The 3,649-nt window shown below is 65.2% G+C and carries 3 protein-coding genes; 1 reads left to right on the plus strand and 2 read right to left on the minus strand.

Annotated features, from left to right (window positions below; translation table 11 throughout):
• Positions 1–177: 177 nt before the first annotated feature.
• Together ACFRAC_RS36610 and ACFRAC_RS36615 are read right to left on the minus strand one after the other, a co-directional pair.
• Positions 178–1,428, minus strand: coding sequence for an IS701 family transposase (locus tag ACFRAC_RS36610; protein ID WP_382939658.1), 1,251 nt, complete (start codon positions 1,426–1,428; stop codon positions 178–180).
• A gap of 486 nt (positions 1,429–1,914) precedes the next feature.
• Entirely contained in the window at positions 1,915–2,634 is a 720-nt protein-coding gene (locus ACFRAC_RS36615; RefSeq protein WP_382939661.1) for a GAF domain-containing protein, read from the minus strand.
• Positions 2,635–3,057: 423 nt separating this feature from the next.
• Between ACFRAC_RS36615 and ACFRAC_RS36620 the strand changes: the two genes are divergently transcribed.
• Entirely contained in the window at positions 3,058–3,465 is a 408-nt protein-coding gene (locus ACFRAC_RS36620; RefSeq protein ID WP_382939663.1) for a DUF4190 domain-containing protein, read from the plus strand.
• Positions 3,466–3,649: the final 184 nt, after the last annotated feature.

Genomic DNA, 3,649 nt, shown 5'->3' on the forward strand with positions numbered 1-3,649 from the left:
CGCCCCCGCACGATCGAAGTCCCGCTACACTCCCGCCACCCGGCGGAAAGACCTGGTCAGGCAGCGAAATCCTGCTGGAGTACTAATACTCCAGCAGCGGTTCGTGTCCTGAGTTGCGTTTTCGGTAATGGCAGCGGCGGGCGACGGCCTGGCGGCGTCTTCTCCAGGCAGACCACTTCAGCACGTGGGTGACTGGATCGCTGTCGGCTCGCGGGTGGGGCAGGAGAGCATCCAGGAGCCGCCGTATCTCTGCCACGGTGAGCGGGACCGAGGCTGATCCGTTTCTGCAGCCCCCTTTGCGGCATCGCCGCTGGTCTGGGGTTGTGTTGCGATTGCGGTCAGGATGGCATGGGCGAGCATGGCCAGGGTGATGTGTCGGTACCAGCCGACGTAGCGGCGGACCTCGTACTCGTCCAGGCCGCACTCATTCTTCGCGGCCTGGAAGCACTCCTCGATCGCCCAGCGGCTGCCGGCAATGTGGGCCAGTTCGGAGAGCTCGATGCCGACGGGTGCGTAAGCGAGGTAATAGGCCAGGTCAGCAGGGTCGGACAGGCTGCGGCGGGCCATCACCCAGCGGTGATGGGTCGGCGGATCGGGGTCGAAGATCAGGTTGGCGGGTAGCTTGGCTGCGGCCCAGTCGTAGACCCGTGGACCCTTGGCACCGTCACCGCAGGACAGCCGCTGCCAGGCCTCACCGGGTGCTTCGCCGATCATCTGGTCGATGCGCCAGATGCCGGCCAGGGACTTGATCTGCTGCGACTTGGGCACCGCCACCACATAGCCGATGTCGAGCTGCTCGAGCAGGCGGCGAAAGTGCCAGTCCTGCCCATAGGCCTCGTCGGCGGTGACCCACTTGGCGGGCAGACCAGCGGCCAGGCAGCGGCGGACGATGCCCCGGGCCAGCTCTCCCTTGGTAGCGAAGGCACGTTCGTCGGGGATCTTCGCCGCCCGGCAGCGGTCACGATCGGACGTCCAGGCCTTGGGCAGATAGAGCTCCCGGTCCACCAGAGCCCGGCCCGAGCCGGTGGCATAGGCGGCGAACACCCCGATCTGGCAGTTGTCGATCTTTCCGGAGGTTCCGGTGTACTGCCGGCCCACTCCGGCCGAGGTGGTGCCCTTCTTGATGAACCCGGTGTCGTCGATGATCAGTACTCCGTCCGGCCCGAGCCGTTCGGCGATATAGGCGCGAACGTCGTCACGCAGCGCATCCGCGTCCCAGACACTGCTGTTCAGTAGCCGCTGAAAGCCGTCGGGGGTGCGATGGCCTGCCCATTCCGCGAGCTGCCAGCCGTTCTTGCGTGTCGCCCGCCCCAGCAGACCGCGGACGTAGTCGCGCATTCGCCACCGCAGATCCGCCCGAGCAAACCGGCCCGCCACCCGGGCGAACGCCGACTCCAACTCACCCGCCCAGTCAGCGACTTCAGTCATCCCCTCCATACCCAGGACAACGACAACCACCAGCTCAGGACACGAACCGCTGCTGGAGTACTAATCGTCCCCGCCCATGCTAAGCACCCATCACCGCGCCACTCCGCGGTGATGGGCACGGCCGAGATGCATGGCCCCCCAAGTGCACCTCAGGTCCAGGCGATCGCCTCAGGCCCTGCTGAGGAAACGGATCAGCGCTGTCGCAACGCGCTGAGCCGTCCGTCCGGCGAAGGACTGCGCTACCGTTTTGTTCACTTTTCGGAAGTACTCGTCGTCCGTGATCGCGCCGGCGACCCAGCGCCGACCGGACTCGACAACGGCCTGTTCACTCTTGATCATTACTTCCCCCCGGCTCGGCAGCGCGCTGCAGACGCGCGCACAGTGTCCCGTTCCACGACCGTTTTACCCGCTCTCGGACGACGATTCACCAGACTGTGATGAAGTTGTCGAGCGAGTCGCTTTCTGTTCGGGGTTGCTCGCGGGCGGTCAGGCCGGAGTGGCGGCCTGCGTGACGGCGAGAATGTTGGCGAACATACGCACCAGGCTTTCATGGACTTCCGCGAGATCGTCCACTTTCGGCGCATCCAGAATGAGGACGCCTTTGGCCTCTTCGCCCGCGTAGACGGGAGCGACGATCGCCGTACGATAGTCGTCCCCCAGATTGAAGCTGGGATTTCCGTTCGTCTTACGGGTGTCCGGAATACTGATGACATTCTTTCGATTCATGATGTAGAGCAGGTCGCTGCCTGATCCGTTGGCCACGGGATAGGTCTCCAAGGCCTTCATATTGCCGGAGCTGCCTCTGCGGTGGAAGCTCGCCCCCTGGCCCTCGAGCGCGTAGAAGGCGCAGCGGGCGGTGGGGCCGACATGCGTGGCCAGAAGCGTGACGGCCTTGTCACGGATCCGTCCTCTGCGCTCGGCGGCATCCGCCGGATTCTCAGCGAGCCAGGCGAGATGTTCCATTATCGCGCAGAGGCTTTCTCCGAACTCGACGAGTTGGGCGCTGTTCGACTTGCGCTTTATGCGCAGCGCGAAGTAGGCGGCCAGGGTGGCCGTGCTTGCCCCGATAAGAATGTAGATCAGCCGGGCGGTCCCGTGGACCTGACTTGCGACCGAGCCGACGACGAAGGTAACCCCCGGGAAAAAGATCGTCGCGCAGACGACGACAATCCTGCGCCACTTCTTGGCGCGCTGTGGGTTCCTCATGTTCCCCCCTTTGGTGGTACAGGTCCCGGCGCATATATCTACCGATTGACTGGTTGTGCGCGGGAACGGAGACACGCTATGAGAGCGGCAGGTCCGCCACCTCTTGAATATTCATCCCGTTCATCGGTGAGGGAGGCGCACCGAAGCTTCATGGGGGATCGAGGCATGCAGTTCGCGCCCCCTATAGGCGCCCTTGCTTCTTCCGGGGTGCGGGGGCGATGAGCGGCGGCCGGTGCGTATGGGGGGCGCGGACCGCGAGTGCCACCACGGACTGCGGCGCGTCACCCCACACGCAGCCCGGCGTCCGGCCAACGCAACACCACCACCTGTCATCTGACACCGCGTATGCCACGCGGTTCCCGGGGCACACGGCCAGCGAGGCACGACAGCGATGTCACGGCGAACCATGGAGCGAGGACTCAGATGACGAATCAGGCCCCTAACGCATACTCCTCCGAACCGTACGGCGAACCCCAGGCTCCCAGAAGCAACGGTCTGGCGATCGCGGCGTTGGTGCTGGGCATCACGGCGTGCGTCTTCTTCTGGTCGGTCTTCGGCGGCATCATCCTGGGCCTGCTGGGCGTCATCCTCGGGATAGTCGCCGCCCGGCGTGCCCGTGGCGGACGTGCGCGGCACCGGGGCATGGCCATCGCCGGAGCGATCCTCGGCGCGCTGGGACTCATCGCGTCGTCGGTGATCGTCGCGATCGGGGTCTCCTTCCTGTCCTCCGACGAGTTCCAGAACTACAACGACTGCGCCAAGCACGCCGACAGCCAGGCGGAACGCGAGCAGTGCGCCCAGGACTTCGAACGCGACGTCGAGAACAAGTGAGCCCCGGCCTGCGGATTCAGCGGGACACACCGGGCGGCGGTCCGTCGACCGCCGCCCGCAACTCGTTCAGCCGCAGTGCCAGATGGAGCCTTAGACGTCATCTCATTTGGCTGAGTAGGCTGCTGGCTGTGGTGAGGATCGTTGAGCGGCTGGTGCCGGATGAGTTGTGGGAGCTGTTTCAGCG

The sequence above is a fragment of the Streptomyces sp. NPDC056628 genome (assembly GCF_042792555.1).
GTDB lineage: Bacteria > Actinomycetota > Actinomycetes > Streptomycetales > Streptomycetaceae > Streptomyces.